The following is a 22,157-nucleotide window of genomic DNA, read 5'->3' as shown; positions in this document are numbered from 1 at the left end:
TTCGAAGGAGCTGAACGTTGGCTAGACACACAAGCTACCTGTACGAGATTCAGGGCTTGCGCGCGGTGGCGGCGCTGATGGTCGCCGTCTATCACATCTGGATCCAGAAGGTATCCGGCGGTGTCGACGTGTTCTTCGTCGTCGCTGCTTTCTTCATCGTCGGTTCGCTGACCCGCGGCGGCCCACCCACGCTGGGCGGGCTGTTCGACTACTACGCCAAGACCCTGCGCCGGGTGGTACCCAGCGCGGCGGTGGTGATCGTGACCACGGTGGCACTGTCGCTGTGGTTGATGCCGGATTCGATGTGGCGCAATCAGATCAAGCACGCCCTGGCCTCGACGCTGTTTCTCGAGAACTGGGCACTGGCCTTCACCGCCACCGACTATCTGCAGCAGGGCTCGCCACCGTCGCCGTTTCAGCAGCTGTGGGCGCTGGCGGTGCAGGTGCAGTTCTACTGCCTGTTCCCGCTGCTGCTGTGGGTGGCGGGTCGCGTCGGCCGTGACCAGCACGGCTACCGCCGACGGGTGATCGTCGCGCTGGCGCTGATCGGGCTGCTGTCGCTGGGTTACAGCGTCTATATGACCGCGCGCAACCAGCCGTGGGCCTACTTCGATAGCGGCGCGCGGGCCTGGGAATTCGCCATCGGCGGCTTGCTTGCCTTTGCGGTGACGCGGATGACGCTGTCGCGTCTGGTGGCCAAGCTGCTCGGCTGGGTGTCGCTGGCGGTGCTGCTCACCTTTGCGCTGTTTCTCGAGGTGTCGTCGTCGTTCCCCGGGGTGGTGGCGCTGATACCGGTATTGGCGGCCTGCGGCATCATCGTCGCTGCGCGCAACCAGTGCGACATCTGGCTGCTCAACAATCGCGGCGTGGTGTGGTTCGGCGATCTCTCGTTCGCCTTCTATCTGTGGCACTGGCCGCTGCTCTCCTGCTATCGCTACGCTACCGGCGGCTTCGACGTCGGGCTGCTGCCGGGGCTGGCGATCATCGGTGGCGCCGCGCTGCTGGCGGGCTTGACCACCTGGGGCTTCGAGAACCCGGTGCGCCGTTCGGCGTGGCTGTCGCGTCACAGGTTCGCCACCTATGCAGCCTGCGCGGCACTGCTGGCGCTGCCGATGGCGGCCCTGGGCGGCTGGTATCATGACTACCAGGGACGCCGCGCCAGCGCCGAGGCGGCACTCGATCGGTTCCTGCACGACGCTCGGCCGGCAGAGGCGACAGTCTATCCGCCGACCCTGATCGCCAGCATGGACCTACCGCCGTCGTCCCGGGATGGTTGCCATCAGAGCGCAACCGATGCCGAGCTGGTGGAGTGCAGCTACGGTGACCCTGACGCCGACAAGACGGTGGTGCTGGCCGGGGGCTCTCATGCCCAGCAGTGGCTGGCCGCGCTGCAGCGGGTGGCGGCACGCGAGCGCTTTCGCCTGGTCACCCTGACCAAGGGCGGCTGCATGCTCTCCCTCGACGCCGATGCCGACTACATGGCTTACCCCTCCTGCCATGCCTGGAACGAGCGGGTGATCGAGCGCATCCGTCAGATCCAGCCCGACTATGTGTTCACCAACTCGACCCGCGGGCAGGGCGCGGCGGAGCACGTGCCCGAGGGCTATCTGGCGGCGTGGAACGCGCTGGCGCAAGGGGGCGTGCGAGTGCTGGCGCTGCGCGACAACCCCTGGTTCGGCTTCGACGTGCCCGAGTGTGTCGATCTGCACGAGGACGCCGCGGACGCCTGTGCCAAGCCGCGGGATGCGCTGCTCAGTCGACGCTCGCCCACCGCTGATTATCACCTCGACAACGTCTACTTCGCCGACATCAGCGATCTGTTCTGCGATGAGCGCCTGTGTCGGCCGCTGCAGGGGCAGGTGCTGCTCTATCGCGACGACCATCACATCACCAACACCTTTTCGCAGCTGGCGGCGCCACGTATCGCCCGCACCTTGGCTCAGGCCGAGGCGGCATTCGCGATGGCGGATGCGGGACACTGGATCGCCGGCGCGTCCCAGGCCAATCAACCAGCCGACTCCAAGGAGGGATCATGAGTCTGACACGCCGTCGATTCATCACGGCCATGCTGGCCGTGGCCGCGACCACCGCGCTGCCCGCGCTCTCCGGGCCGCCGCGCACGCTTTTGGATCAGCGTTCGATGCGCCCGATGCCCGGCGGCCTGCGGATCGTGGGGGAGGCCAACCGGGTCATGCTCGGCTGAGCCGGCAAGCGGCGCCCTCGCTCCGAGCCACTATGCGCCGTCAACGCCCCGCTGAATGCAAGACGCCCGCCGAATTCGGCGGGCGTCTTGCGTTGGTGACGTTGTCACTGCGGCCGTTGGCGTCAGTCGCTGGCGCGGGCCACGTCGAGGCCGAAGGCGAGCGCGGCATAGCGCCGAGTGCCACCTTCGTCCAGCGCCTTTACCTGCACCGGAGAAAAGTCGAGGGCGCGATTGTCACCGGCATCGAGCTGCAGGGCGTCGCCACCCGACTGACGATTGAGGGCGAGATCGGTGATGCCGCTGTGGGCCGGGATCAGGTTGCGTCCGAGGCGGAAGGCGTGGCCGGGGCGGCGCCCGGCCTGGCGTGCATCGCACACGGCGATCGCGGTCTCGACCCCGGGGACGTCGATGCGCAGGTCGTCGAGATCGAAGATCGCGGTACCGGCATAGGCGCGTAGCTGCCCCAGTAGCGGCACCACGCCAGAAGGTTGCGGCACTTTCGAGACGATGCGCCGCCTTTCCAGTAGCCGTAGTCGCTGCGGTTGGTGCCCAGCGCCACCAGCACGTCGCCATCACGCGCGGGGCGGGTGAAGGTGAAGCGGCAATCCTTGAGATAGGGCGACTGAGCGTTGCTGTGGCCACGCAGGTCCATGACCACGTCATGGTGGCTGACGTTGCGATAGGTGACGTCGGCCCAGGAGTCGACGATCACTGCGCCGAAGCCTTCGCCCTCATAGACGAAGGCGCCGGTATCCAGGGTCACGTCCTGGCTGAAATCGGGATCCTCGAATCCGGCCAGGCGGCGGAACAGGGTGCGGCCCAGACCAGGGCCGAACTTGGACTCCTCTAGACGTTCATGCAGCGTGCCTGCGCTAGCGCTCTGGCGGGCGACGAAGTTCTTGATCACGTTGCCGCGGGTGGCATAGAAGATCGAGATGCCGAAGTTGGCTGCGTTCTCGGCATAGAGACCATCGAACAGACAGTAGGTGCAACCCTCGAGATCGAAGGCGGTGTCGCTTACCTCCTTGGCGCTACAGCCATAGACCTTGATGTTGTGGGCGTTGTTGAAATAGATCGCGCCATTGGTCCAGCGGCAGTGGACGTCCTGGATGAAGCCGTCGCGCAGGCGCCGCATCCACTTGAGTTCGCCACCCTTGCCCGGGCGCGCCGAGCCGCCCCAGCCGGAGACGTTGCAGTAGTCCATGTGCACGTGGGAGATGCTGAAATCGCGCACGAAGTTGAGGCGCACGGCGCCAGCGCGCCTGCTGTCTCCTGGGGAGAGGGTATAGCGGCCGGCACCGCCGGAGAGGTCACTGATACGGATGCGCTCGCTCAGGTCATCGGGCACCTCGGGGTTGAAGCCCGCGGTCACGGCGTTATCGCTCTCCGGGTCCTCCTCCCGGGTGGAATAGCGCCCGTTGAGCTCCAGCTCATGGAACACTTTCAGCCCGCCGCAGCGCACATGATGGATATCGCGGTAGATCACGTCGCGGGCGCAGACCAGGGTCACTGCGCCGCGGCAGAAGTCGCGCGCTTCCAGGGTGAGGCCGCTGATATGGATATCGTGGCTGAAGGCGGCGTCTAAATCGCCCTGCGGCCGTCCCTCGGCCCAGGCGGCGATCACGTGGGGTTCGCGCAGCAGGAACAAGCCGTCGCGGAAACCGCTGGCGACATAATCGCTGACCAGGCGGCTGTTGGCGCGCGCGCCGGCGCCCACCAGACGGGTGCCCGAACGTAGTGTGATACGCCGCTTGCCCAGATAGAGCGCACGGCCCTGGGGCAGATCGGGCAGATACTTGGTGCGGTAGGGGGTCTTGTCCAGCGTCTCCTGGAACCAGGCCGACTCGTCGCTGCCGCGGCCCTCGGCGTCGGTATAGTCGGCGCGAAAGCCGACCTTGAGCAGATCGATGTCGTCGCCGGGCTGGACATAGGCGGCGCCATCGGCGGCCCACAGGGTGAAACGATGGAAGTCATCGCGAAGCGGGTGGGCGCTGGGTAGCCACGCCATCTGGTTGGCCTGCGCGGGGTCGTCAAGGGCGGTGACACGCTGTAGCTGGATATCCAGTTCGAAGGGGCGGTCGTGGTAGAAACTGCGGCAGACCAGCCAGCAGCCGTCGGCGACGCGACCGCCCGGCCACTCGCGCAGGGTATCCACGCTGTCGACCACCACCAGGCGCTGATCGAGCGCCTGGGACAGCGGCTGGGTGCCCGAGGCGGAATGAATCTCGCCCTGATCGAAGAACTGGGCGTGCAAGCGCTGCTGCTGGGTGCCATCGCCTACTTCCACTACATAGTGGCCGTTGGGGGCGGCGAACTGGATGCGACCGTCCGCATCGGCGTGGAACGGGTTGGACAGCGGCTGGCCACGGCCATCCTCGAGGCCGGCTGCCAGCGTCTCCTCGCCCTGGGGCAGAACGCTGACGGCTGCGCGTGGCAGCGCTCGACCGTCGGCGCGCTGAGCGAAGAAGGTTTTGACTTCCATGGGGGCGCACTCTCGCGTCGTGAACTCGCCGAGCATTATCCGCGACTCGCCGCCCGCGCTCTTTTGCGACTTGGTGTGGTTTTGTCAGCCGGCGGTGGAGGTGCGTATCCGCCACCGGCGCTACCGCTGGGGAATCAGAGGCCGAACAGCTGTACCAGTGGCGGCAGCACGAAGGCGGTGACCAGCCCCGACAGCCCCATGGCCAGGCCGGAGAAGGCCCCGGCGATGGCGCCGTAGGTGGAGAAACAGTAAGCGGTACCGAAGCCGTGGGCGGCCAAGCCCATGGAGAAGCCGCGGATGGCAGGATCGGTGATACGGCCCAGGCGCAGGACCCAGGGGCCGATGATGCAGCCGATGACCCCGGTGAGCAGAACCAGCCCTGCGGTCAGCGACGGAATACCGCCGATCTTCTCGGCGATGCCCATGGCGATCGGCGAGGTCACCGACTTGGGCGCCAGCGACAGCACGGTCGCGTGGTCGGCACCCAGTACCAGACTGATACCCACCGCCGACACTACCGCGGTGGCGACACCGGCGAGGGTGCCGGCACACACCGGCCACAGCAGGCGGCGTACGCGTTCGCGCTGGTCGAACAGCGGGATCGCCAGTGCCACAGTGGCAGGGCCGAGCAGGAAGTGCAGGAACTGCGCGCCAGCGAAGTAGGTAGGGTAGTCGGTATGGGTGAGTAGCAGAAAGGCGATCAGCAGCGCGATCGACAGGATCACCGGGTGCAACAGTGGCGTACCGCCGGCCCAGCGGTTGATGCGGCTGGCGATGACGAAGGCGATCAGGGTGGCGAACAGATGCAGCAGCGGGCTGGCGGCCAGATAGACCCATACCTGGCCGAGAGGCAGCGGGCTCATGCGTCTTCCTCCTGCGCTGTGCCGCTGCGCTGGGCGAGCCGCTGCATCACCTGACTGGTCACCCACAGGGTCACCGCCGCCGATAGCACTAGCGTGATCAGCAGGATCCAGAACTCCTGCCGGATCAGCCCGACGTGCTCGATCAGTCCGACGCCGGCGGGCACGAACAGCAGCGTGAGATACTTGAGCAGGCCTTCACCCATGCTGCGCAGGCTGGGCGGGACGCTGCCGCGAATGACGAGACCGACGAGCAGGATCAGCATGCCGATGACCGGGCCGGGAATCGGCAGTGACAGTGCCAGACTCAGCACCTCACCGAGAAATTGACAGCCGAGCAGAATGCTCATGCCGATGATCAGGGACATGGTGACCTCTTGCGCGTGTGCGTATTAAGTAAGGGGAGCCGGCGGAGCGCCCAGAAAGCGGGCTATTGTACGTCGATTGCGGCGATCACCAAGTGCGTCCCGACACTGTCCTGCAAGCGATTGATAAAAAAGATGAAAGAAGCGCTTTTCATTTCCGGGAACGCGAGGTAGTATACGCGTCGTTTCGCAGGGTAGCCCACGGGCAAGCCTGGGCGAAGCCGGAGCGTGGCGCAGCTTGGTAGCGCGCTGCAATGGGTTGCAGAGGTCGCAGGTTCGAATCCTGTCGCTCCGACCAGATCGAGAAAATGGCCAATCGGATTCGCTCCGATTGGCCATTTTTTTATGCCCCGATTTTTTGTCCGTCTTTCTGTGCGCCTATCTTTCTGCTCGCCTGTCTTCGAGGCACCGGCCGTCAGCCTGCGCGGGTCGTGTCGTGCTAGAGCCAGAAGGCCTCGACCACCGCCACACTGATCAAGGTCACCAGCACGGCGCCGACCAGATTGAGCAGGAAGCCGGCCTGGATCATCGACTGGATCTTCATCTTCCCGGTGGCGAAGACGATGGCATTGGGCGGCGTTGCCACCGGCATCATGAAGGCGCAGCTGGCAGCGATCGCCGCGGGCACGGTGATCAGCAGCGGGTCGATGCCTAGCGAGATCGCCAGCGCGCCGAGCAGCGGCAGAAAGGCCGCGGCGGTGGCGGTGTTGGAGGTCAGTTCGGTGAGAAAGATGATCACCAGCACCACGGCGCCGATCAGCAGCAGTAGCGGCAGGACGTCGAACAGGCTCAGCTGATTGGCGATCCAATCGGCGAGCCCCGAGCTGCTGATGCTGCTGGCCAGTGCCAGGCCGCCGCCGAACAGCAGCAGGATACCCCAGGGGAGATCCTGGGTGTCTTCCCACAGCAGCAGCGGGCGATGCGGCTCGTTGCCGCTGGGGATCAGGAACAGGCCCACTCCGGCGATCAGCGCGATCGAGGTGTCGGAGAGCCAGTCCACGCCCATGTCGTTGAGCAGCGGCCGGGTGATCCAGGCCAGCGCAGCGAGCAGGAAGACCACGCCGACACGCATCTCTGCGGCACTCAGCGGGCCCAGCTTGCCCAGCTCGTCGCGAATCACGTTGCCGTCCTGACTGTGTTTGTCCTCGTCATCGTTCTCGCTGCTGTTCTCACTGTCCTGCAGGCGCAGATCGAAGCCGCCGCGGGTCAGCCACCACCAGGCCACGGCCATCATGGCAAGGCTCACTGGTAGCCCCACGGTCATCCACTCGGCGAAGCCCAGTTCGATGTTCTGCTCGCTGGCGAGGTAGCCGGCGAGGATGGCGTTGGGTGGCGTGCCGATCAGGGTGGCGATGCCGCCGATGCTCGCCGCGTAGGCGATTGCCAGCAGCAGGGCGGTGGCGTAGCGTTGCACCTCGCGGGCGTCGGCGCTGGCGAACAGCGATACCACCGACATGCCGATCGGCAGCATCATGATCGCAGTCGCGGTATTGGAGACCCACATGCTGATGAACCCCGTGGCGAGCATGAAGCCAGCGATCTGCTGCCGCGGCTTCTGGCCCACCAGATCGAGGATGCGCAGGGCGATCCGGCGGTGCAGATTCCAGCGCTGCATCGCAATGCCGAGCAGAAAACCGCCCAGGAACAGGTAGATGGTCGGGTTAGCGTAGCTGGCGGCGGTACCCTTGAGCTCGGCGATGCCCAGCGCGGGTGCCAGCGGAATCGGCAGTAGCGATGTCGCGGGTATAGGGATTGCCTCGGTGGCCCACCAGGTCGCCAGCAGCAGCGCCAGGCCGACACAGTGCCAGGCGGCGGGCGACATCCCGGCAGGCGATGGCAGCACTAGCGTCGCCAGCACCCAGAGCGGTCCCAGGATCAGGCCGATCCTGGCGGCGAGGGAGGGGGGCGAATGCGCATCCGTGCGGGTGGTGGTCATGACGTCTCTCCGTTTGACGAGGCGATGGGCCGAGCGATGGTGACTGGTGAGGGCCTGGCGATGCGGCGTATGACCCAGCGCCGGGCATGCGCCACATCACCATGAACCCCAGTCTATCAACAGATCTGCACGCTGCACTTGCCGTGCTCATCGCCGGCGAGGGTGCGGCAGGTGCACGGGTCTAATATCATGCGCGCACGCTGCGGCCGTCACTGGATTGGCCGTCCACCCGCTGCGCGGCGACGGCGGTAGCGCCGCCGGTGACCTAGGATGACTGCATGAGCGCTTCTCTCTACCCTTCTTTCGACGCCCTGGCGTCGCTCTGCAGGCGCGCCGGTGAGGCGATCCTGAGCGCCGCTGCTGACGGTCTGGGGACGCGCTTCAAGACCGACGCCAGCCCGGTGACCGACGCCGATCTCGCCGCCCACCGGGTATTGATGGAGGGGTTGCCGACGCTGGGCGATGCCCGCTTGCCGGTGCTCTCCGAGGAGGCGGCGGCGACCCCCTGGGAGACGCGCCGACGCTGGTCTCGCTACTGGCTGATCGATCCGCTGGATGGCACCAAGGAGTTCATCCGCGGCTCCGACGAGTACAGTGTCAATGTCGCCCTGATTCGTGATCAGCGCACGGTACTGGGGGTGATCGCCAAGCCCGGCAGTGGCGAGGTGTGGGCTGGCGGCGGTGAATCGGGCGCCTGGTACCAGGCGGCCAGCGGCGCATCCTGGGTCCGGCTCGGCTGCGCCTCACGTACGCCACCGCGGGTGATGGTGAGTCGCCATCACTGCGATGCGCGCACCCAGGCGTTCCTCGAGCGGTTGCCTGGGGCCCGGGTGGAAGCCCTCGGCAGTTCTCTCAAGTGCTGTCGCATCGCTGCTGGCGAGGCGGATCTCTACCCGCGCTTCGGCCCGACCAGCGAGTGGGACACGGCGGCGGCGCAAGCGATTTTGGAAGGTGCAGGCGGAGCCTTGGTCGATCCGCGTGACTGGCAACCGCTGCATTACAACACCAAGGCGTCGCTGCTCAATCCGGACTTCGTCGCCTGTGCCGACCCCCAGGGAACCTGGCGGAGGGTGTGGCACGAGGCGCCGTGAGTGTGACGACGTCTGCGAAGACAATCGATCGGTTCAGGAGAGTGTGATGTCTGCATGGGGAGTGAGCGCGCTGGCGCTGGTGGCTGGCCGTGGTGGTGGGACTGTCCCTCTACGCCCGCCGGCTGTGGCGCGAGGTGCGGCGACGCGAGACGTTTCGTCGTGACGAGATCGCGCGTGCCAATCGCAACTGCATCGATAGTCTGGCGGCGATCTCGCAAGCGATGCTCGAACGCCAGGTAGACCTGGTCGAGGGCGCCCTGCGCTGCAAGGTCCTACTGGACATCGTCGACCATCAGCTGGTGACGCAGGAGCGCTTCAAAGTGATCGCCGAGGTCCAGGCGCAGGCGGCGCATCTGCGTACGCATGCCGCCCGGAGCGAGTTGACGCCGCGTCAGCGCCACAGGGAGGATCTCGCTCGGGTGGCGATCGCCGAGCAGTACGAGACGCGGCTGGACGATGCTGCCCGGGCGCTGCAGGCGCTGTGTGCCGACTGGCCCGACAAGGGGGCGGCAATCACGCAAGTGGCGTGAACTTTTCGCGGCTACGCTTTGCCAATCTCGTAAATGATGCTAAAAAAGAACAGTGTTTCCGACGCGGGTTTGCATACCGGCAAGGAATCGACAATGCTGTTACGGAGCTGCAAAGAAAAAGGGACAATGGGAACATTGACCGCTACTCGACTCGATGGGTTCCCATCGCGAGAGATTTCTTTGTCGTTGAGGGAGGGGAATGACTTTCTCCCAACGAAATCGGCTTCTATACTCGAAGCCGCTGGGTAACGCCCGTTACGACTAGCGCTGTGTTAAGAAGGAGTCTTACATGAAAAAATCAACGACTGGCCTGCTGCTGGGCTCTGCTCTGGTAGTCGGTCTTTCTGGTTGTGCCAGTTCTGGCATGGAGTCCACCGGTAGCTCTTCCGATCAGGCGTGGTACAACTCGCCGTTCGTCTGTGGCATCGCTGGCGGTCTGATCGGCGGTGGTCTGGGCTACGCAACCAGCGGTAGTTCCGACGAAGACACTGGCGCAGCCGTGGGTGGCGTTGCCGGCGCGACGGCAGGTGCTCTGCTGTGTGCCGACTACTCCTCCAATGTCGTCGACAGCGACGGCGACGGCGTGCCGGACGATCGTGACCAGTGCCCGAACACCCCGGCCGGCGTCGCGGTTGATGCGGTAGGCTGCCCGCTGGACACCGACGGTGACGGCGTGCCGGACTACATGGACCAGTGCCCGGGTACCCCGGCTGGCGTCGAAGTCAACGCTCAGGGCTGCCCGCTGGATTCCGACGGTGACGGCGTGCCTGACTACCAGGACCAGTGCCCGAACACCCCGGCTGGTGCCAAGGTCAACTCCCTGGGCTGTGAAGAGAGCGTCATTCTGCGTGACGTCAACTTCAAGTTCGATTCCGCTGAGCTGACTCCGCAGGCCGAGTCGATCCTCGACGGTATCTCCCAGAAGCTGATGGCCAGCTCCAACACCAACGCCAAGCTGCGTATCCGTCTCGACGGCTACACTGACTCCGTGGGTCCGGCTGACTACAACCAGAAGCTGTCCCAGCGTCGCGCCGACTCCGTCAAAGCGTACCTGGTCAACAAGGGCTTCAATGCTGACAACATCATGACCTACGGTCACGGTGAGAGCGATCCGATCGCCAGCAACGACACCGCTGAAGGTCGTGCCCAGAACCGTCGCGTCGAACTGGACGAGTGGAAGTAAGCTCGCCACCAGATCGATGTGATCAAGAGGGCGCCTTCGGGCGCCCTCTGTCGTTTTAGGGCAATCCTGTCCGCTCCAGCGACGACTTCTCCTGCCACGTCTGCTCGGGCGACCGCGTAATCGATGGCGTCGGTCTCCCGGCGCTGCTACGCTAGTGCCCCCAAACTCGCCTCACGGCGATATCGTCAAGCCGACGCCTTTCCGCCGAACATTGGCCTGCCCGTATGCAGGCTGATCGTGGATAGCGACGTCACCGTATCGAACCGTTCATGTGGTCCTTGGTGTGGACCACCACTGAACATAAGGATGTCTTCATGCCTATTGTCACGCTGCCCGACGGCAGTCAGAGAACCTTCGAACATCCCATCAGCATCATGGCGCTGGCCAAGTCCATTGGGCCGGGTCTGGCCAAAGCGTGCATTGCCGGCAAGATCGATGGGGTCGAGGTCGATGCCGCGGATCTGATCGAACACGATGCCGAGGTCGCCATCATCACCGCGCGCGACCCGGAAGGGGTGGATATCATACGCCACTCCTGCGCTCACCTGATGGGGCATGCGATCAAGCAGCTCTACCCGGCAGCGAAGATGGCGATCGGTCCGGTCATCGAAGACGGCTTCTATTACGACATCGACTTCGGCGAGTCGATCTCGTCGGAGGATCTGGAGCAGATCGAGGCGCGCATGAAGGCGCTGATCGACCAGGATTACGACGTCGAGCGCGAATACGTCGACAAGGCTAAGGCGCTGGCGACCTTCGTCTCCCGCGACGAGCCCTACAAGCAGCAGATCGTCGAAGGGATTCCCGATGGCGAGACGATTCGTCTCTACCATCACCAGGAGTACATCGACATGTGCCGCGGGCCTCATGTGCCCAACACTCGGCACCTCAAGGCGTTCAAGCTGACCAAGCTGGCTGGCGCCTACTGGCGGGGTGACTCCGCCAACCCCATGCTGACCCGTATCTACGGCACGGCCTGGGCCGACAAGAAAGCGCTCAAGGCCTATCTGCAGCGTCTGGAAGAGGCCGAGAAGCGCGACCATCGCAAGCTGGCGCGTCGTTTCGACTTCTTCCACATGCAGGAAGAGGCGCCTGGCATGGTGTTCTGGCACCCCCGCGGTTGGACCCTGTGGCAGGTCGTCGAGCAGTACATGCGTAAGGTCTACAAGAGCGGCGGCTACCAGGAGATCAAGTGTCCTCAGGTGATGGACGTGTCGCTGTGGAAGAAGTCTGGCCACTGGGACAACTACGCCGAGAACATGTTCTTCACCGAGTCGGAGAAGCGCGAGTATGCGCTCAAGCCGATGAACTGCCCGGGCCATGTCCAGGTCTTCAATTCGGGTCTGCGAAGCTATCGCGAGCTGCCGATCCGTTATGGTGAGTTCGGCGGCTGTCATCGCAACGAGCCTTCCGGTGCGCTACACGGTATCATGCGCGTGCGTGCCTTCACCCAGGACGACGGTCACGTCTTCTGTACGCCCGAGCAGATCGAGCCCGAGGTGACCGCCTTCCATCGTCAGGCGCTCAAGGTCTACGCGGACTTCGGCTTCGACGACATCGCGGTGAAGATCGCGTTGCGCCCGGACAAGCGCCTGGGCAGCGATGAGACCTGGGACAGGGCAGAAGGTGCGCTGCGTGCCGCGCTCGGCAACTGTGATGTCGAATGGCAGGAGTTGCCCGGCGAAGGTGCTTTCTATGGTCCCAAGATCGAGTACCATATGAAGGACTGCCTGGGTCGCGAGTGGCAGGTCGGCACCATGCAGGTCGACTTCATGATGCCCGGTCGCCTCGGTGCCCAGTATGTGGCCGAGGATGGCTCGCGCCAGACCCCGGTCATGCTGCACCGTGCCATCGTTGGCTCGATGGAGCGTTTCGTGGGTATCCTGATCGAGCACTACGCCGGAGCCCTGCCGCTGTGGCTGGCGCCGGTCCAGGCGGTGGTGTTGAACATCACCGATGCACAGCGCGAATATGCCGACAATCTCCTGAAGCGCTTGCGTGAAGCGGGCTTCCGTGTCGAAGCGGACTTGAGGAATGAGAAGATCGGCTTTAAAATTCGCGAACATACGCTGCAGAAGATCCCTTATCTGCTGGTTGTCGGAGATAAGGAAGTCGAATCGGGTGCCGTTGCCGTGCGTACTCGGTCCGGCGAGGATCTGGGCTCCCTGTCGGTAGAGGCGCTGTTGGCGCAGCTCGAGCAGGCAGGCAAGCCGGATCAGCACTGAGCAGCAACGTGAATCGCCAAACGGAGATCTAACGATCAAGCGTAATAATCAGCGCGGGCGTCCTCAGGAAAAGCGCGCGCCCATCAATGACCGTATTCGTGCAGACGAAGTTCGCCTCATCGATGCCGAGGGTGAGCAGGTGGGGGTCGTCCCCATGCAAGAGGCGCTGGAGCGTGCCGAGGAAGCCGGTATGGACCTCGTGCAGATTTCCAATGCCGACCCCATCGTCTGCAAGATCATGGACTACGGTAAATTCCTCTTCGAGCAGAAGAAGCAGAAATCGGCTCAGAAGAAGAAGACCAAGCAGATTCAGGTCAAGGAAGTGAAATTCCGGCCTGGCACGGACGAGGGCGACTATCAGGTGAAGCTCAAGAACCTGATACGTTTCCTCGAAGGTGGCGACAAGGGCAAGGTCACGCTCCGCTTCCGCGGTCGCGAGATGGCGCACCAGGACATCGGTCGTCGACTGATGGAACGGATCGCCGGCGATCTCGAGGAGATGGCCGCTGTCGAATCCTTCCCCAAGATGGAAGGTCGGCAGATGATCATGATCCTTGCGCCCAAGAAGAAGTGATCCGCGGGCAAGTCGAACGGGGTGTGGCGCCGATGCGCCACGCCCGGCCTCGGGTTTTCTAAAGAAATCGGATCGGAGTTTCTACTCATGCCGAAAATCAAGAGCAACAGCGGCGCTGCCAAGCGCTTCAAGAAGACCGCCAATGGCTTCAAGCACAAGCAGTCTTTCCGTAGTCACATCCTGACCAAGAAGTCCACCAAGCGTAAGCGTCAGCTGCGCGGTATGAAGCAGGTTCACGCTGCCGACAAGCAGCTCGTGGCCCGCATGCTGCCGAACCTCTGAGCCCCTTTGGTCGACCTTTTTTAACGTCAGGAGAGTACTATGTCTCGCGTCAAGCGTGGTGTCGTCGCACGTCGTCGTCACAAGAAGATCATGAAGCAGGCCAAGGGTTACTACGGTGCGCGCTCGCGCGTCTTCCGCGTAGCCAAGCAGGCGGTCATCAAAGCCGGTCAGTATGCCTATCGTGACCGTCGTCAGCGCAAGCGTCAGTTCCGCGCGCTGTGGATCACCCGTATCAATGCGGCGGCACGCAACAACGGCCTGTCCTACAGCCGTTTCGTCGCCGGTCTCAAGAAGGCGGGTATCGAGATCGACCGCAAGGTGCTGGCCGATCTGGCCGTTCACGAGAAGGCCGCTTTCACGGCGCTCGTCGAGAAAGCCAAGGCTGCATAAACCGGTCATTCCTGACCCTTCGCGGGTCGAGGTAATCGCGTGACCGATCCAGGGAAGAGCAGCCGCTCTTCCCCTGTTTTTTTCCATACCCTGTTTTTGAGTGCACCGCAGCAGCGACATGCGGTGCGTCACGAGAGACAAGCGGAGCTCGACGGATGGATCATCTTCCTGCCCTGGTCAACGAGGCGAGTGCGGCCATCGCCGCGGCCGAGGACGCCCAGGCTCTGGACCAGGTGCGCGTGCGCTATCTGGGCAAGAAAGGCGAGATCACGGCGCTGTTGAAGGGGCTCGGCCAGCTCCCCCCGGAGGAGAGACCGGCTGCCGGCGAGCGCATCAACGAGGCCAAGCAGGCGCTGCAGCAGGAGCTCGAGCAGCGCCGCCAAACCTTGGAGCAGGCGGCGCTGTCGGCACAGCTCGAAGCCGAGCGTATCGACGTCACCCTGCCCGGGCGCGGCGAGGTCAATGGCGGTCTGCACCCGGTGACCCAGACCCTGGAGCGCATCGAGGCGCTATTCCAGCACATCGGGTTCGATGTCGCCGTGGGCCCCGAGATCGAGGATGACTTCCATAACTTCGAGGCGCTCAACATCCCGGCCCACCATCCGGCGCGGGGCATGGCGGATACCTTCTACTTCGACGCCACGCGGCTGTTGCGCACCCATACCTCTCCGGTCCAGGTGCGCACCATGCAGACGCAGGAGCCGCCGATCCGTATTGTCTGCCCGGGACGTGTCTATCGCAGCGACTCCGATTTGACCCATACCCCGATGTTTCACCAGGTCGAGGGCTTGCTGGTCGACGAAGGGATCAGCTTCGCCGATCTCAAGGGCACTATCGCCGATTTCCTGCAGGCGTTCTTCGAGCGTGACGATCTGCAGGTCCGCTTCCGGCCTTCCTACTTCCCGTTCACCGAGCCCTCCGCCGAGGTCGACATCCAGTGTGTGATGTGTCGCGGCGAGGGTTGCCGGGTCTGCTCGCACAGCGGCTGGCTAGAGGTGATGGGTTGCGGCATGGTGCATCCCGAGGTCTTCCGCCACTCGGGTATCGATGCCAGCCGTTTCACTGGCTTCGCCTTCGGCATGGGGGCGGAGCGTCTGGCGATGCTGCGCTACGGCGTCAACGATCTGCGCCTGTTCTTCGACAACGATCTTCGGTTCCTGCGCCAGTTCAACTGAGTTCTTCGCCAGTCAAGGAGTATCAAGATGAAGTTTTCCGAAGCGTGGCTGCGCGAGTGGGTCTCTCCTCAGCTCGATACCCAGGCCCTGGCGGATGCCATCACCATGGCCGGCCTGGAGGTCGATGCGATCGAGCCGGTCGGGGCGGTGTTCGCAGGCGTGGTGGTTGCGGAAGTGGTGGCCAAGGCGCCGCATCCGGACGCCGACAAGCTCAATGTGTGCCAGGTTCAGGACGGTAGCGGCGAACCGGTGCAGGTGGTGTGTGGCGCGCCCAACGTCGCCGTGGGCCAGAAGGTGCCGTTCGCCCGGGTCGGCGCGGTGCTGCCCGAGGATTTCAAGATCAAGCGAGCTAAGCTGCGGGGTGTCGAGTCCCACGGCATGATTTGCTCCGCCTCCGAGCTGGGGCTGGAGGAAGGGCACTCCGAAGGCATCTACGTGCTGCCCGCGGATGCGCCGGTCGGTAAGGACTTCCGTGCCTGGATGACGCTGGACGACAGCACCATCGACGTCGATCTGACTCCGAATCGCGGCGACTGTCTCAGTCTGCGCGGTATCGCCCGTGAAGTCGGCTGCGTCACCGCGACCCGGGTGGTGGAGCCGAACATCGCGCCGGTGGTGGCGCGCAGCAATGCCCAGTTCCCGATCGCGGTGAGCGACGAAGCGGGTTGCCCGCGCTATCTCGGCCGGGTGATCCGCGACGTCGACCTGAGCGCGCAGACGCCGCTGTGGATGCGCGAACGCCTGCGTCGCAGCGGTATTCGCAGCATCGATCCGGCGGTCGACGTCACCAACTACGTGATGCTCGAGCTGGGGCAGCCGATGCACGCCTTCGATCTCGACGTGCTCGAAGGGGGCATCGAGGTGCGCCGGGCCCACGACGGCGAGCGGCTGACCCTGCTCGACGGCCAGGAAGTCGTGCTGGATGGCACTACCCTGGTGATCGCGGATCAGGCCAAGGCGCTGGCGATCGCCGGCGTCATGGGGGGCGAGGACAGCGGCGTCGGCGCCGACACCCGCCACCTGTTCCTCGAGGCCGCCTTCTTCGCGCCGCTCGCGGTGGCGGGCAAGGCGCGTGAGTTCGGGTTGCACACCGATGCCTCCCACCGCTTCGAGCGCGGCGTCGACCCGGACATCACGCGTCCGGCGATGGAGCGTGCCACCGAGCTGCTGCTGGCGATCGTCGGGGGTACGCCGGGCCCGATCTCCGAGGTGCGCAAGCCGGTGCACCTGCCCCAGCGCGACGATGTCGCACTGAGTCGCGAACGCCTCGCCGCCTGCCTCGACGTGCGCCTGCCCGACGAGGAGATTCAGCGCATCTTCCGCGGCCTGGGCATGACCGCGTCGGCGCCCGGCGACCGCTGGCGGGTGCAGATCCCGAGCTGGCGCTTCGACATCGCCATCGAAGAGGATCTGATCGAGGAGCTGGCGCGCGTCCACGGCTACAACCGGTTGCCGGTGCGGCGGCCCCAGGCGCGGCTGAGCCTGAAGCCGGCCGACGAGGCGCTGCAGCCGCTGCGCCGGGTGCGCCGTCACCTGGTCTCGCGTGGCTATCAGGAGGCGGTGACCTACAGCTTCGTCTCCCCCGAGCTGCAGTCGTTGCTGCTGCCGGAGGCGGTGTCGCCGACCCTGGCCAACCCCATCTCCAGCGACATGTCGGTGATGCGTCACAGCCTCTTCCCGGGGCTGCTCAAGGCGCTGATGCACAACCTCAATCGCCAGCAGCAGCGGGTGCGTCTGTTCGAGACCGGGCTGGTGTTCCAGGGCGAGCTCGATGCGCTGGTGCAGACGCCGATGATCGGCGGGCTGGTGTGTGGTAGCCGCGACGTGGAGGGCTGGGCCGCGGGACGTGAGAGCGTCGACTTCTTCGACCTCAAGGGCGATCTCGAGAGCCTGCTGGCGCTTGGCGGCTGCGCCGACGAGTGGCAGTTCGTCGCCGCCAGCCACCCCGCGCTGCACCCGGGACGTACCGCCCAACTCTATCGAGGGGAGCAGGCTCAGGGCTGGATCGGCGCGCTGCACCCGTCGATCCGGGCGCAGTTGGGCATCAAGCCGGAGGTCTATCTCTTCGAAGTCGCCCAGCAGGCGGTACTCGAAGGGCGGATTGCGGCCTTCCAACCGCTGTCGCGCTACCCCGAGGTGCGTCGCGATCTGGCCTTCGTGGTCGATGCCGAGGTGGGCGTGGCGCCGCTGCTGGAAGCGATCCGCGCGCGTGCCGGCGAGTGGCTCACCCAATGGCAGCTGTTCGATGTCTACCAGGGGCAGGGGGTCGCCGAGGGGCACAAGAGCATCGCCCTGGGCTTGACCTGGCAGCATCCTTCGCGCACTCTCAATGACGATGAAATCAATCAGTTAATTGCAGCCGTGGTGGACGAAGCCGAGTCCCGTTTCGGCGCCAGGCTGCGCAGTTGATCTGTCGTCCTGTGCGAAGGAGCGATGATGGGAGCGCTGACCAAGGCTGAACTCGCCGAGCACCTGCATACGGAGCTCGGCTTCTCCAAGCGGGAAGCCAAGTACATGGTGGAGACGTTCTTCGAGGAGATTCGTGGCTGCCTACGCGAAAACGAGCAGGTGAAGCTGTCGGGGTTCGGCAACTTCGATCTGCGCGACAAGCGCGAGCGGCCGGGACGCAACCCGAAGACGGGTGAGGAGATACCGATCTCCGCCCGACGCGTCGTCACCTTTCGACCCGGGCAGAAGCTGAAGGCCAAGGTCGAGAGCTTCGACGGCGAGCTGCAGGACCCCTGAGCGCGACCCGCACATCCAAGACCGCCTGCCGGCGACCCCGGCAGGCGGTCTTGCGTTGGGCCGGCGCCGGATGAGCCGCCCCGGGCGGGTGTGTTAGGCTTTGTGCGAAAAATGCCTGCGCTCGGCAATACGGCGTTAAAAATCGGCTTAAAATGCTCATTTACACCCTGTAAACTCCGCGTTTTCGCCGATTTTTGCCTTGTCTTGCCTTCGCTCGCTGACTTTTCGTACAAACCCTAATCTCGCGCCCAGGGCGGGCGGCGGCCGTTAGCCCGTGCTTTTCACCCACTCTAGACCGAACCCATATGCCCAGACTGAAGATCTACGTAGGAACCGTCTACGGCGGCGCGCTCGATGTCGCCGAGCAAATCTCGCCGCTATTCGAGCAGGCCGGCTACGAGGTCGCCGTGATCGAGCAGCCGACGCTGGCCGATCTGGTCGACGACCGCCCCGATCTGGCGCTGTTCTGCCTCTCGACCACCGGCAGTGGGGATTTCCCCGGCGATTTCGTCGCCTTCGTGCGTGCCCTCAAGGAGACGCCGCCGGCGCTGAACGGGCTGCGCTACGGCCTGATCGCGCTGGGCGACAGCTCCTATGGGGATACCTTCTGCGGCTCCGGCCGGGCACTCGACGAGATTCTTGCCGACCTCGGCGCGCAGCGCCTGGGTGAGCGGCTGGAGATCGATGCCATGGAGACCTTCATGGCGGATGATGCCGCGCTGCCTTGGGCCGAGGCGTGGATTGCCGAGCAGGGGCTGGGCACATGAGCGACCCACCCACCTCGGCGCGGGCGCTGACCGCGACCCGCTTCAGTACGCTGCTGGGGCTGTGGCTGGTGTGATGCTCTCGCTGCCGCGCTACTGGCTGCTCGGCGATCAGACGCGTCTGGCCCTGCTGGGCGCCTTCGTGGTCGCGGTGAGTGTGGCGCTGGCGGCGATCTGGCGGCTGATGTCGGTGGCAGAGCGTGGCCGCTGTCCGCGAGCCATACGCCATCTGCTGATCTGCCTGTTGGTGGCGCTGGCGGTGGTAGCCGGCTGGCATCTGCTCAGCGGAGCCGGCGCGATCTGGGCGGTGACGCTCTCCCAGGGCATGGCGTTGGGGCTGGTGTTGCACGTGGTGCTGCGGCTATGGCGGCGCCGCTGAACGCCGTCTGAGACGGCGCAGGCGCCAGCGCTGATACCAACGCCAACGGGCGACGGGAGAGATCCCGTCGCCCGTTGGCGTTAGGGTTGCTGCCCGCGCGGCGTGCGCCGCGCGGGGCCGACTCAGTGCGGCGCGGCCAGCGTATAGCAGGGCACGTACTCGCTACCTGGTAGCTTCATGCGCCCTTGGGCCACGAAGGAGGTGAGCAGGGTGTCGAGGCGTTCCATCAGCTCGGGCTCGGCATGCAGGCGGAACGGACCATGCTCGGCGATCGCGCGCACCCCCGGCTCTTTGACGTTGCCGGCGACGATGCCGGAAAACGCCCGGCGCAGGTTGGCGGCCAGCTCGTGGCGCGGCTGATCGCGATGCAGCGCCAGGTTCGCCATGGCCTGGTGGGTCGGTTCGAACGTCTGTTGGAAGCCGCGCTCGATATTGAGACGCCAGTTGAAATAGAAGGCGTCGTTCTGGTTGCGGCGGAATTCGGCGACATCGTCGATGCCGCGGCGCATCTCGCGGGCCACGCTGACCGGATCGTCGACGATGATGCGGTAGTGGCGACGCACCGACTCGCCCAGGGTATAGCAGAGGAACTCGTCGATACGCTGGAAGTAGTCACTGGCGCTGGCCGGCCCGGTCAGGATCACCGGGAAGGGAATATCGCGATTGTCCGGGTGCATCAGGATGCCGAGCAGATAGAGAATCTCCTCGGCGGTGCCGACCCCGCCGGGGAACACCACGATGCCGTGACCCACGCGCACGAAGGCCTCGAGGCGCTTCTCGATGTCCGGCATGATCACCAGCTCGTTGACGATCGGGTTGGGCGACTCCGCAGCGATGATGCCGGGTTCGGAGATGCCCAGGTAGCGACCGCCGCGCCGGCGCTGCTTGGCGTGGGCCAGGTTGGCGCCCTTCATCGGGCCTTTCATCGCTCCCGGGCCACAGCCGGTGCAGATATCGAGTTCGCGCAGCCCCAGGTGATAGCCCACCGCCTTGGTGTAGTCGTACTCCTCGCGGCTGATCGAGTGGCCGCCCCAGCACACCACCAGACTCGGCTCGTGGGCGGTACGCAGAGCGCTGGCGTTGCGCAGGATATGGAATACCGCGTTGGTGGCGCCCTCGTTGGTGTCGAGGTCGAAGCGCGGGTTGTTCTGAATCTCGTTGTAGACGTAGACGATGTCGCGCAGGACCGAGGAGAGCTGCTCACGGATGCCGCGGATCATGCGACCGTCGACGAAGGCGCAGGCCGGGGCGTTGGAGAGCTTCAGACGGATGCCGCGATCCTGCTGCAGCACCTCGATATCGAAGTCGTGATACGCCTGCATCACCGCCAGACCGTCGTCGGGGGAGTATCGCAGTTGAGGATCGCCAGCGCGCAGCGCCGCAGCAGATCGTGCAGGCCGCTGCCAGAGGTGTCGCGCAGGCGATTGACTTCGGACTGGGAGAGAACTTCGAGGCTTCCTTCGGGGGAGACGATGGTGGAGAGCGTCTCGGGCATGGCCGTTTCCTTGCGCAGAGAGCGCCCGCCGGAGCGAGCGCGGTGAAATTAATCGGATGTCTGGTCGGTGGCGCGTTGCCACAGCGCGGCGATTTGTGCGCGGTCGGCGTCGCTCATGCCGTCCTGAGCGAACGTGCTCTCGAGCCACTGCCAGTAGGTGGCGTCGAAATCTTCCGCCACCACCTCGGCAGGGTCGTAGTCGGCCATCTCCTGGACCAGACCGATCTGCGGAATCATGTAGCCGAGGGCGAACAGGTCGTTCTCCGCGGCGTTCTCTTCCATCTCGAGCAGGGTGCGCTGGACGGCTTGGGCGCGTTGCGCGAAGGGATCTGACATAGGGCTCTGAACTATCCAAAAAGGGGATTACGCATGCTAACACGGGTGCTGTAGCGGCGCAGCGACGCCGGCGGCGGTGCGTCTCGGGGTATAAATTGCTATGATGATCAAGAGGCTTTGATAGCAATCAGCCGTTATCCAGCCACGGTGGCGCGACGTTCTCGCGCTCTTCTGCTCTGTCTGCGTGAGTGAATCGCGTTCTTCCATGTTCAACGCCCAGTATTTTCGTACTTTCATGATGCTCGTCGAGACCGGCAGCTTCACCCAGACCGCGGGCAAGCTCGACATGACCCAGCCTGGGGTCAGTCAGCATGTGCGCAAGCTTGAGGAGTACCTCGGGCGCTCGCTGCTCAACCGCCAGGGGCGCAAGTTCTCGCTGACCGATGCCGGCCGCCGCGCCTACGACTATGCGGTCAAGCTGTTTGCCGAGCACGAACACTTTCGCCATTCGCTGGACGATGATTCCCCTGACAGCGGTGAGTGCCGTATCGCCTCTCCAGGCAGCGTGGGGCTGATGTTCTATCCGTTTCTGCTCGGCTATCAGCAGATGCACCCAGGGCTCACGGTCAACTACAGCTTCGCCTTCAATCAAGAGATCGCCGCCGACGTGCTGGCGGGGCGCTATGACGTGGGCATCGTCACCGAGGCGGGCAAGCAGCCGGATCTGCATGTCGAGGCGTGGCACCAGGAGGTTAGCCTGCCTGGTAGTACCGGCCGACTTCGCCGGTACTACCTTTGCTGAGCTGCAGGCGCTGGGCTTCGTCAATTACACCGATGGCAACACCAACGCCAGCCTGGTGCTGCGCAATAATTTCGGCGGCGAGTTCCGCAGCATGACGCACTTCCCGCGCCAGGGATTCACCAATGAGGTGGGGCAGGTGCTGGATGCGGTCGCCCGTGGACTGGGCTTTACCGTGGTCTCGCGACCGGTGCTGGAGACTTCGCCCTGGCAGCGCCAGGTCCGCGAGTTGCCACTGGCGCAGCCGGTCTACGATACGCTCTATCTGGTCACCCGAAGCGACGTCGAGCTGCCCAAGCGCTACCGGCAGTTGCTCGAGACCTTCCGTCAGCAGCGGCTCAACTCGCTCTACGGCTACAGCGAGTTGCCGTCTCTGGAGGAGGCCTGATAGGGGGGCTAGCGA

Annotated in this window: 20 protein-coding genes, 1 tRNA gene and 2 pseudogenes; 16 read left to right on the top strand and 7 right to left on the bottom strand. The window is 64.7% G+C overall.

What is annotated here, in order from left to right; translation table 11 throughout:
- The first annotated feature begins 17 nt into the window (after nucleotides 1-17).
- Complete coding sequence (locus CN538_RS17480; RefSeq protein ID WP_106420257.1) at nucleotides 18-2,036, top strand: acyltransferase family protein; 2,019 nt, start codon at nucleotides 18-20, stop codon at nucleotides 2,034-2,036.
- Nucleotides 2,033-2,203, top strand: a complete 171-nt coding sequence (locus CN538_RS20500; protein ID WP_164999650.1) for a hypothetical protein — start codon at nucleotides 2,033-2,035, stop codon at nucleotides 2,201-2,203. The genes CN538_RS17480 and CN538_RS20500 overlap by 4 nt, the downstream gene beginning before the upstream one ends.
- 122 nt (nucleotides 2,204-2,325) lie before the next feature.
- Here the strand turns inward: CN538_RS20500 and CN538_RS17475 are convergent, their stop codons facing one another.
- From CN538_RS17475 to CN538_RS17460, 4 genes are all read right to left on the bottom strand, one after another.
- The gene (locus CN538_RS17475) at nucleotides 2,326-2,580 is read right to left on the bottom strand and encodes a hypothetical protein (RefSeq protein ID WP_106420256.1); all 255 of its coding nucleotides are present in this window, start codon (nucleotides 2,578-2,580) and stop codon (nucleotides 2,326-2,328) included.
- The gene (locus CN538_RS17470) at nucleotides 2,517-4,685 is read right to left on the bottom strand and encodes a right-handed parallel beta-helix repeat-containing protein (protein ID WP_129591406.1); all 2,169 of its coding nucleotides are present in this window, start codon (nucleotides 4,683-4,685) and stop codon (nucleotides 2,517-2,519) included. The genes CN538_RS17475 and CN538_RS17470 overlap by 64 nt, the downstream gene beginning before the upstream one ends.
- A 134-nt stretch (nucleotides 4,686-4,819) precedes the next feature.
- Nucleotides 4,820-5,548, bottom strand: coding sequence for an LrgB family protein (locus CN538_RS17465; RefSeq protein WP_106420254.1), 729 nt, complete (start codon nucleotides 5,546-5,548; stop codon nucleotides 4,820-4,822).
- Nucleotides 5,545-5,913: a CidA/LrgA family protein gene (locus CN538_RS17460; protein ID WP_106420253.1), complete on the bottom strand. Its 369-nt coding sequence runs from the start codon at nucleotides 5,911-5,913 to the stop codon at nucleotides 5,545-5,547. Before CN538_RS17460 ends, CN538_RS17465 begins: the two co-directional genes overlap by 4 nt.
- Before the next feature lie 219 nt (nucleotides 5,914-6,132).
- On the opposite strand from CN538_RS17460, the gene CN538_RS17455 reads away from it, so the two are divergent.
- Nucleotides 6,133-6,208 (top strand) — tRNA-OTHER (locus CN538_RS17455).
- A 141-nt stretch (nucleotides 6,209-6,349) separates the two neighbouring features.
- Here the strand turns inward: CN538_RS17455 and CN538_RS17450 are convergent.
- Nucleotides 6,350-7,846, bottom strand: a complete 1,497-nt coding sequence (locus CN538_RS17450) for an SLC13 family permease (RefSeq protein ID WP_106420252.1) — start codon at nucleotides 7,844-7,846, stop codon at nucleotides 6,350-6,352.
- A 278-nt stretch (nucleotides 7,847-8,124) separates the two neighbouring features.
- Here CN538_RS17450 and cysQ point away from each other — a divergent pair, with 278 nt between their 5' ends.
- From cysQ to CN538_RS17390, 12 genes are all read left to right on the top strand, one after another.
- Nucleotides 8,125-8,937 (top strand): 3'(2'),5'-bisphosphate nucleotidase CysQ, encoded by an 813-nt coding sequence (cysQ, locus tag CN538_RS17445; RefSeq protein WP_106420251.1) that lies wholly within the window; start codon nucleotides 8,125-8,127, stop codon nucleotides 8,935-8,937.
- Between the two features lie 92 nt (nucleotides 8,938-9,029).
- Nucleotides 9,030-9,467 (top strand): DUF2489 domain-containing protein, encoded by a 438-nt coding sequence (locus tag CN538_RS17440; protein WP_242495313.1) that lies wholly within the window; start codon nucleotides 9,030-9,032, stop codon nucleotides 9,465-9,467.
- A gap of 289 nt (nucleotides 9,468-9,756) precedes the next feature.
- Nucleotides 9,757-10,650, top strand: a complete 894-nt coding sequence (locus CN538_RS17435; protein WP_106420249.1) for an OmpA family protein — start codon at nucleotides 9,757-9,759, stop codon at nucleotides 10,648-10,650.
- Between the two features lie 314 nt (nucleotides 10,651-10,964).
- Nucleotides 10,965-12,875, top strand: coding sequence for a threonine--tRNA ligase (thrS, locus tag CN538_RS17430; protein WP_106420248.1), 1,911 nt, complete (start codon nucleotides 10,965-10,967; stop codon nucleotides 12,873-12,875).
- A complete protein-coding gene (gene infC / locus CN538_RS17425) occupies nucleotides 12,865-13,449 on the top strand; it encodes a translation initiation factor IF-3 (protein ID WP_479725174.1) in 585 nt (194 codons plus the stop codon). The genes thrS and infC overlap by 11 nt, the downstream gene beginning before the upstream one ends.
- A gap of 87 nt (nucleotides 13,450-13,536) precedes the next feature.
- Entirely contained in the window at nucleotides 13,537-13,731 is a 195-nt protein-coding gene (rpmI, locus tag CN538_RS17420) for a 50S ribosomal protein L35 (RefSeq protein WP_035470931.1), read from the top strand.
- A gap of 39 nt (nucleotides 13,732-13,770) precedes the next feature.
- Complete coding sequence (gene rplT / locus CN538_RS17415; RefSeq protein ID WP_035470930.1) at nucleotides 13,771-14,121, top strand: 50S ribosomal protein L20; 351 nt, start codon at nucleotides 13,771-13,773, stop codon at nucleotides 14,119-14,121.
- A gap of 155 nt (nucleotides 14,122-14,276) precedes the next feature.
- Complete coding sequence (pheS, locus tag CN538_RS17410) at nucleotides 14,277-15,296, top strand: phenylalanine--tRNA ligase subunit alpha (protein ID WP_035470929.1); 1,020 nt, start codon at nucleotides 14,277-14,279, stop codon at nucleotides 15,294-15,296.
- Nucleotides 15,297-15,323: 27 nt separating this feature from the next.
- Nucleotides 15,324-17,705: a phenylalanine--tRNA ligase subunit beta gene (gene pheT / locus CN538_RS17405; protein WP_106420247.1), complete on the top strand. Its 2,382-nt coding sequence runs from the start codon at nucleotides 15,324-15,326 to the stop codon at nucleotides 17,703-17,705.
- 27 nt (nucleotides 17,706-17,732) lie between these two features.
- Nucleotides 17,733-18,041 carry an integration host factor subunit alpha gene (gene ihfA / locus CN538_RS17400; RefSeq protein WP_035470927.1) on the top strand — a complete coding sequence of 103 codons (309 nt, stop codon included), beginning with the start codon at nucleotides 17,733-17,735 and terminating at the stop codon, nucleotides 18,039-18,041.
- Nucleotides 18,042-18,346: 305 nt separating this feature from the next.
- Complete coding sequence (locus tag CN538_RS17395; RefSeq protein ID WP_106420246.1) at nucleotides 18,347-18,808, top strand: flavodoxin domain-containing protein; 462 nt, start codon at nucleotides 18,347-18,349, stop codon at nucleotides 18,806-18,808.
- Between the two features lie 73 nt (nucleotides 18,809-18,881).
- Nucleotides 18,882-19,184 (top strand): hypothetical protein, encoded by a 303-nt coding sequence (locus tag CN538_RS17390; protein WP_106420245.1) that lies wholly within the window; start codon nucleotides 18,882-18,884, stop codon nucleotides 19,182-19,184.
- Nucleotides 19,185-19,306: 122 nt separating this feature from the next.
- Here CN538_RS17390 and ppnN read toward each other — a convergent pair.
- Nucleotides 19,307-20,679 (bottom strand): annotated as a pseudogene (gene ppnN, locus CN538_RS17385) (nucleotide 5'-monophosphate nucleosidase PpnN).
- Between the two features lie 48 nt (nucleotides 20,680-20,727).
- Complete coding sequence (locus CN538_RS17380) at nucleotides 20,728-21,015, bottom strand: YfcL family protein (protein ID WP_106420244.1); 288 nt, start codon at nucleotides 21,013-21,015, stop codon at nucleotides 20,728-20,730.
- A gap of 205 nt (nucleotides 21,016-21,220) precedes the next feature.
- Between CN538_RS17380 and CN538_RS17375 the strand changes: the two are divergent.
- Nucleotides 21,221-22,142 (top strand): annotated as a pseudogene (locus CN538_RS17375) (LysR family transcriptional regulator).
- Nucleotides 22,143-22,157 lie beyond the last annotated feature (15 nt).

Origin of the sequence: Salinicola tamaricis, assembly GCF_003006155.1 — a bacterium.
Lineage (GTDB): Bacteria > Pseudomonadota > Gammaproteobacteria > Pseudomonadales > Halomonadaceae > Salinicola > Salinicola tamaricis.
Note: the sequence above shows the minus strand (reverse complement) of the source record. Positions and strands in the feature narration are given on the sequence as shown.

Coding starts and splice junctions, on each gene's coding strand:
- CN538_RS17390 (WP_106420245.1), top strand. CDS start 18,882: ATGCTCTCGCTGCCGCGCTACTGGCTGCTCGGCGATCAGACGCGTCTG.
- CN538_RS17395 (WP_106420246.1), top strand. CDS start 18,347: ATGCCCAGACTGAAGATCTACGTAGGAACCGTCTACGGCGGCGCGCTC.
- pheT (WP_106420247.1), top strand. CDS start 15,324: ATGAAGTTTTCCGAAGCGTGGCTGCGCGAGTGGGTCTCTCCTCAGCTC.
- CN538_RS20500 (WP_164999650.1), top strand. CDS start 2,033: ATGAGTCTGACACGCCGTCGATTCATCACGGCCATGCTGGCCGTGGCC.
- cysQ (WP_106420251.1), top strand. CDS start 8,125: ATGAGCGCTTCTCTCTACCCTTCTTTCGACGCCCTGGCGTCGCTCTGC.
- pheS (WP_035470929.1), top strand. CDS start 14,277: ATGGATCATCTTCCTGCCCTGGTCAACGAGGCGAGTGCGGCCATCGCC.
- thrS (WP_106420248.1), top strand. CDS start 10,965: ATGCCTATTGTCACGCTGCCCGACGGCAGTCAGAGAACCTTCGAACAT.
- CN538_RS17465 (WP_106420254.1), bottom strand. CDS start 5,548: ATGAGCCCGCTGCCTCTCGGCCAGGTATGGGTCTATCTGGCCGCCAGC.
- CN538_RS17450 (WP_106420252.1), bottom strand. CDS start 7,846: ATGACCACCACCCGCACGGATGCGCATTCGCCCCCCTCCCTCGCCGCC.
- CN538_RS17380 (WP_106420244.1), bottom strand. CDS start 21,015: ATGTCAGATCCCTTCGCGCAACGCGCCCAAGCCGTCCAGCGCACCCTG.
- CN538_RS17470 (WP_129591406.1), bottom strand. CDS start 4,685: ATGGAAGTCAAAACCTTCTTCGCTCAGCGCGCCGACGGTCGAGCGCTG.
- ihfA (WP_035470927.1), top strand. CDS start 17,733: ATGGGAGCGCTGACCAAGGCTGAACTCGCCGAGCACCTGCATACGGAG.
- rplT (WP_035470930.1), top strand. CDS start 13,771: ATGTCTCGCGTCAAGCGTGGTGTCGTCGCACGTCGTCGTCACAAGAAG.
- CN538_RS17435 (WP_106420249.1), top strand. CDS start 9,757: ATGAAAAAATCAACGACTGGCCTGCTGCTGGGCTCTGCTCTGGTAGTC.
- rpmI (WP_035470931.1), top strand. CDS start 13,537: ATGCCGAAAATCAAGAGCAACAGCGGCGCTGCCAAGCGCTTCAAGAAG.
- CN538_RS17460 (WP_106420253.1), bottom strand. CDS start 5,913: ATGTCCCTGATCATCGGCATGAGCATTCTGCTCGGCTGTCAATTTCTC.